General features: G+C 46.9%; 5 protein-coding genes. 3 read left to right on the forward strand and 2 right to left on the reverse strand.

Going from position 1 to position 4,936, the window contains the following annotated elements; translation table 11 throughout:
* Positions 1 to 113: 113 nt before the first annotated feature.
* Positions 114 to 845 (forward strand): DevA family ABC transporter ATP-binding protein, encoded by a 732-nt coding sequence (locus ACLFWI_RS26600; RefSeq protein WP_446415424.1) that lies wholly within the window; start codon positions 114 to 116, stop codon positions 843 to 845.
* Between the two features lie 106 nt (positions 846 to 951).
* On the opposite strand, the gene ACLFWI_RS26605 is transcribed toward ACLFWI_RS26600, so the two are convergent.
* Together ACLFWI_RS26605 and ACLFWI_RS26610 are read right to left on the reverse strand one after the other, a co-directional pair.
* Positions 952 to 1,728 carry a hypothetical protein gene (locus tag ACLFWI_RS26605; RefSeq protein WP_446406613.1) on the reverse strand — a complete coding sequence of 259 codons (777 nt, stop codon included), beginning with the start codon at positions 1,726 to 1,728 and terminating at the stop codon, positions 952 to 954.
* Between the two features lie 310 nt (positions 1,729 to 2,038).
* On the reverse strand, positions 2,039 to 3,700 hold the full coding sequence (locus tag ACLFWI_RS26610) for a D-Ala-D-Ala carboxypeptidase family metallohydrolase (RefSeq protein WP_446415425.1): 1,662 nt from the start codon (positions 3,698 to 3,700) through the stop codon (positions 2,039 to 2,041).
* A gap of 47 nt (positions 3,701 to 3,747) precedes the next feature.
* On the opposite strand from ACLFWI_RS26610, the gene ACLFWI_RS26615 reads away from it, so the two are divergent.
* Complete coding sequence (locus tag ACLFWI_RS26615; RefSeq protein ID WP_446415426.1) at positions 3,748 to 4,527, forward strand: HAD-IIB family hydrolase; 780 nt, start codon at positions 3,748 to 3,750, stop codon at positions 4,525 to 4,527.
* Positions 4,528 to 4,601: 74 nt separating this feature from the next.
* Positions 4,602 to 4,936: amino acid kinase family protein (locus ACLFWI_RS26620; protein WP_446415427.1), on the forward strand; the 335-nt coding region annotated here is incomplete at its 3' end.

Raw genomic sequence — 4,936 nt, forward strand, 5'->3', positions numbered from 1 at the left:
ATCTGAATTTAGTCCCTAAACCCGCCCCTACAGATTCCCTAAACCCGCCCCGACAATTGTTCCTAAACCCGCCCCGACAAGAGAGGTATAAAATCATAATATATTTATGAGTTATGACTTATCACGTATTACGTCAATCTCCTGTGGTCTCGATTAAAAATCTAAACCATTGCTTTGGTAAAGGTTCTCTACGCAAACAAATTATCTTTGATATTAACCTAGAACTATTATCTGGAGAAATTGTTTTAATGACAGGTCCTTCTGGTTCAGGTAAAACGACCTTGTTAACGCTAATTGGGGGCTTACGTTCACCCCAATCCGGTTCTGTTCAAGTTTTAGGACAGGAACTCGTCGGTGCGACAGAAGAAAAACTGGTGCAAGTGCGCCGCCATATTGGTTATATCTTTCAATCTCATAATTTGCTCAAGAGTCTTACGGCTTGCCAAAACGTGCAAATGTCGGTGGAACTTCACCCGGATATTTCTCCCGTTGAGGCGGTAGCGAAATCAACAGCGATATTAACCAAAGTTGGTTTAGCCAATCATCTTAATCACTACCCGGATAACCTTTCTGGCGGACAAAAGCAGCGGGTTGCGATCGCGCGGGCGTTAGTAAGTCGTCCTCAGTTAGTTTTAGCCGACGAACCCACCGCAGCTTTGGATAGTCAATCTGGACGGAATGTAGTGGAATTAATGCAACAGTTGGCAAAAGAACAAGGATGCACCATTCTAATCGTGACCCACGATAATCGGATTTTAGATATTGCGGATCGGATTATTCATATCGAAGATGGACATATTCACAGAAGTAATCAGCCTGCCCTTGAACGAAGCGAAGGGTCATAAGTAATACATTATAAAATTGAAAAAAATGTGACATCAGTTATTTGAGTTAAGCACAACGTTGAAGTTTGAGCAAGTTTATCTAATGATTGAGAACCCCTAAATAAGTTCAGTGCATCCGCGCCCGATTTGTTCGTAAGGTCACGTTAACCCCCTCACTAGATTGCTGAAGCACCAGTAAAGGAGTCGGTTTAGCTTTTTGATCCCAGTGAATTGAAACAATTCGTCCTTGAATCGTGGGTTGCCAGCTTTCATCCTCTGGAGAGAGAAAGGTTTCGATACAATCAATAATCTGGCTAATCGTGGCTGAGGTGGCTTGAGTGGGTAATTTTGTCAACTTAATTTGAATCCGGAACAGAACTCGCATGGTACGTTTACCACTGCTTTCCGTCTCGTACTTGACATCAAACAGTTCATCAACTTGCCTCCCTGTCGTGCTGGCAATTCCAATCGCGCTTTGAGCCGCCTGATTCGGTCGTAGCGCCACACTGATGATTTGTTTAACCTTGATTTTGATTTGATTCACAATGGCAAAATGGAACACCTCTTCTTCCATCCGCAATCGCAGATAGTCTAAATTGAACTCGCGAGAGTGAACCAAATCCGGATTGGTTTCCATTTTACGGATCGTGTTGAGCGCCAACTTCAACTTTTTCTGGAGATCTTTGGTTTTAAACTGCTCAAATTTAAGCTTTTTCGTCACGGCATTCAATTGCATTTTGCCATAGACCAGTAAGCCGATCACGAGTAAGAACAGTCCCATGGAGACAAACATCCAGGGTGATCCGAAAGACTGATTGTTTGGGGGTGAAGGAGAGACAGCCGTGGGTGACGGCTGAGAAACTTGAGCTAATGTAGATTCTCTAGGGATAATCGAACTGGACATAATGCCTGCAGGAGAAAACGTAAGAGTTATTTCTAGAATGCCTTCCAGGGAGTGCATCGGCTGCAATCTCGCCCTTGCTAAATCTGCTGGGGTATACCGACAGCCATTTTTTGTCGGTGGGGAAAACACTGTACCGAGTCGTCAACTCTTGCGAAAGTCCCCTAGGACTCCGCCATGAAGGTTAGATTGTTCTGGATTTGTGTGGCCCGTCGATTTGTCGCTTCAATTACAGATGCACCCATGCAGATTTTGAATTACAGTCCTGGAAAAAGGTAGCAGCAAACAGAGGTGTTCGTGCTGAGTTTTACCCTTAGTGGCGCCAGCGTGCCCGGTAGCTGCGAGCATCAATGTGGCACAAATTAGGAAATCGACTATAGCGACCTAAACCACCGGGCCACCACGGTTCCAGAGACCAATAAATCTGATTCCCACTTAACCCTTCACACACAAAATCCATGGCATCTCCCACCAGATGCCGACTATACTTGGCACCCCCAACGGCTCGATTAATGTGAGGGGGACGATACCAACTGGTGACAATAAAAGGTCGCCCAATGCGATCGCGTGCCCGTTGTGCCAGTTTCGCAATGCGAACTATAGCATCCACTGTAGCTTGGTTGGGGGGCATGCGCGTACCTCCATGGGTGGCTTCTGCCCAGGTAAAGCTACCATCGGGAATAATTGGTGCTAATAGCTGAATATTGTAGGGTGTCCACCGTTCAGGACGTTTGGGAATGACTACAGGTGTGGGCTGGGGCGGTGCTTCTTGGGCTTGGCGACGGGCTTCATTCATCCGTTTTTGGTCTTCCAGGAGAGATTGCACTGCCTGATTTCTGCTGGGCAAATCCCGCCAAAGTTGCACCAGACGGATTAATGCTTCCCGTTGGTTGTCCTCTTCTTTATAGTCTTTGGGTATCTTGCCGACAAAGCTGATCAGTTCTCGATCCAATTCCGCTGCCAGTTTTTGCATAGTGGTGGGATCAGTGGTACTCGCTTGCAGGATGTCTGGATTAATGCCTAGATGACTTAATACCGTGGCGCGGGAGTCGAATTGATTCCAGAGTCGAAAGCCTTCAGTGAGGGCATTGCGTTGGCTACCTTGTCCTTGGTAGAACTTCGGCACACGCTCGACGAAGGCAATTAGCGCCGGATCAATAATATCGAGATCTTCTTCGGGGGAGGCACTTTTTTCCAAAGACGCGATCGCTTCTTCTCGGGTTCGCAGTTGACGCCATAGTTGACTTAGGCGCAGCAATGCCTCTCTTTGATGGGGATAACCGCTATAGTTGGCAGAAACCCGTCCCATAAATTGCTTCAGGGGAATATCCAATTTCGATTCATCCTCAAGCACTGACGCCACCTGATCCGTTGGCACTAAAGAAGCAATGGTAGCATCCTGGGTATCCAGTTTCCGCCAAATCCGCACCGCTTCTAGCAACGCATCTCGTTGATGAGGTAATCCCCGATAATACTCACCCAGTCGCTCCACAATAGTCAGTAAGGCTTTATCTAGATAGGCAAGATTTTGGGGCAGATTTTCGCTGCTGAAGTCGGCGGCTAAATCAGCTAGATAGGCTTGTTTAAGGGACTCAAAGTTACTCGGTTCTAAACGTGCTGTATGGGGTTGACTGGCTGGCGGTACATATCCTCTAGCCACGTTTTGCAGGAACTTGTCACTATAGCGTCCCTGTTCCGACAGCCATAAATCACTCCCTGGCTGTCCCTGAGCAATTAAACTATCAGTCAGCGATCGGATAACATTAGCAGCATATTGCACTTGTTCGGGAAACGTATTCACCTGATCGGGCGATACCCGATTGGCAGGCGAGATGCCTAATCCTGTTTCTTCATCAGCCAGAGTCGGAGACGAATGAACCTGATCAAGAGCCGCCAAAATTGGCTTGTGAATTCCGGCTCGTTCGGCGGCTAGAAGATAATAATAATTGCGTTGGTCTGGTGATAGTATTGCCATGACGAATTTGGATAATCCAAGATATAGCACCCATTACACAATAATCTATGGCTTTTTTATCGATGAACTCAGCAATAGCCGCCCATTGCTGGAAAACTCTACGTCTGATTGCCACAGATATGGATGGAACGTTAACACGACAGGGTAAATTTAGTGGGGATTTGCTGCAAGCGTTGGAAACTTTACAAGCGGCAGATATCCCGGTACTGATTGTCACCGGTCGTTCCGCCGGCTGGGTGAGTGGTTTGGTGAATTATTTACCCGTACAGGGCGCGATCGCAGAAAATGGTGGATTATATTATCCAGCTAATCGGGAGCAACCTGTCTTTTTATCCACAATTGCTGACATAACCACTCATCGTCAACAGTTAGCACAAACCTATCAACGTCTCAAATCTGAATTTCCCCAGCTTCACGAATCCGCTGACAATCGCTTTCGGATCACCGATTGGACTTTTGATAATCGCCATCTCAGCGTGGAGCAACTCGAACACCTCAACGCCCTTTGTATCTCAATGGATTGGGGATTTACCTACAGTTCGGTACAATGTCACATCAAACCCCGATCTCAGGATAAAGCGACTGGGTTAATCCAAGTGTTACGTGACCATTTTCCCCAGTATCAACCGGAACAAGTGCTGACAGTTGGTGATAGTCCCAACGATGCCAGTTTATTTAACCCCCAGCTATTTCCCCTATCCGTAGGCGTTGCTAATGTTCTGGATTATACCGATGAGCTAGACTATAAACCTGCTTATGTAACCGTCGCTACAGAAGGTGATGGATTTTGTGAGTTAGTAGAGTACCTGCATCAGGTAGGAGGGTAATTGCTCCCTGACTCTTGACAAATGACAAATGACAAATGACAAATGACAAATGACAAGGTGTAGGAGCAAGATTTATGGTGCTGGTTGTCCAAAAATACGGTGGAACCTCGGTTGGATCAGTTGAGCGGATTCAAACCGTTGCCCAACGCCTATTTAAAACAGTTCAAGCGGGTAACTCTTTAGTCGTCGTCGTGTCAGCCATGGGTAAAACGACGGATGGGTTGGTCAAACTGGCTCATGAAATTTCCGCCAATCCCAGCCGTCGGGAAATGGATATGTTACTCTCCACTGGCGAACAAGTTTCCATCGCGCTGCTAGCGATGGCGTTGCAGGAATTAGGACAACCCGCAATTTCCCTGACTGGCGCACAAGTGGGTATCGTCACGGAAGCCCAATATAGCCGCGCCCG

Origin of the sequence: Coleofasciculus sp. (assembly GCF_046539235.1) — a bacterium.
Taxonomy (GTDB): domain Bacteria; phylum Cyanobacteriota; class Cyanobacteriia; order Cyanobacteriales; family Coleofasciculaceae; genus Coleofasciculus.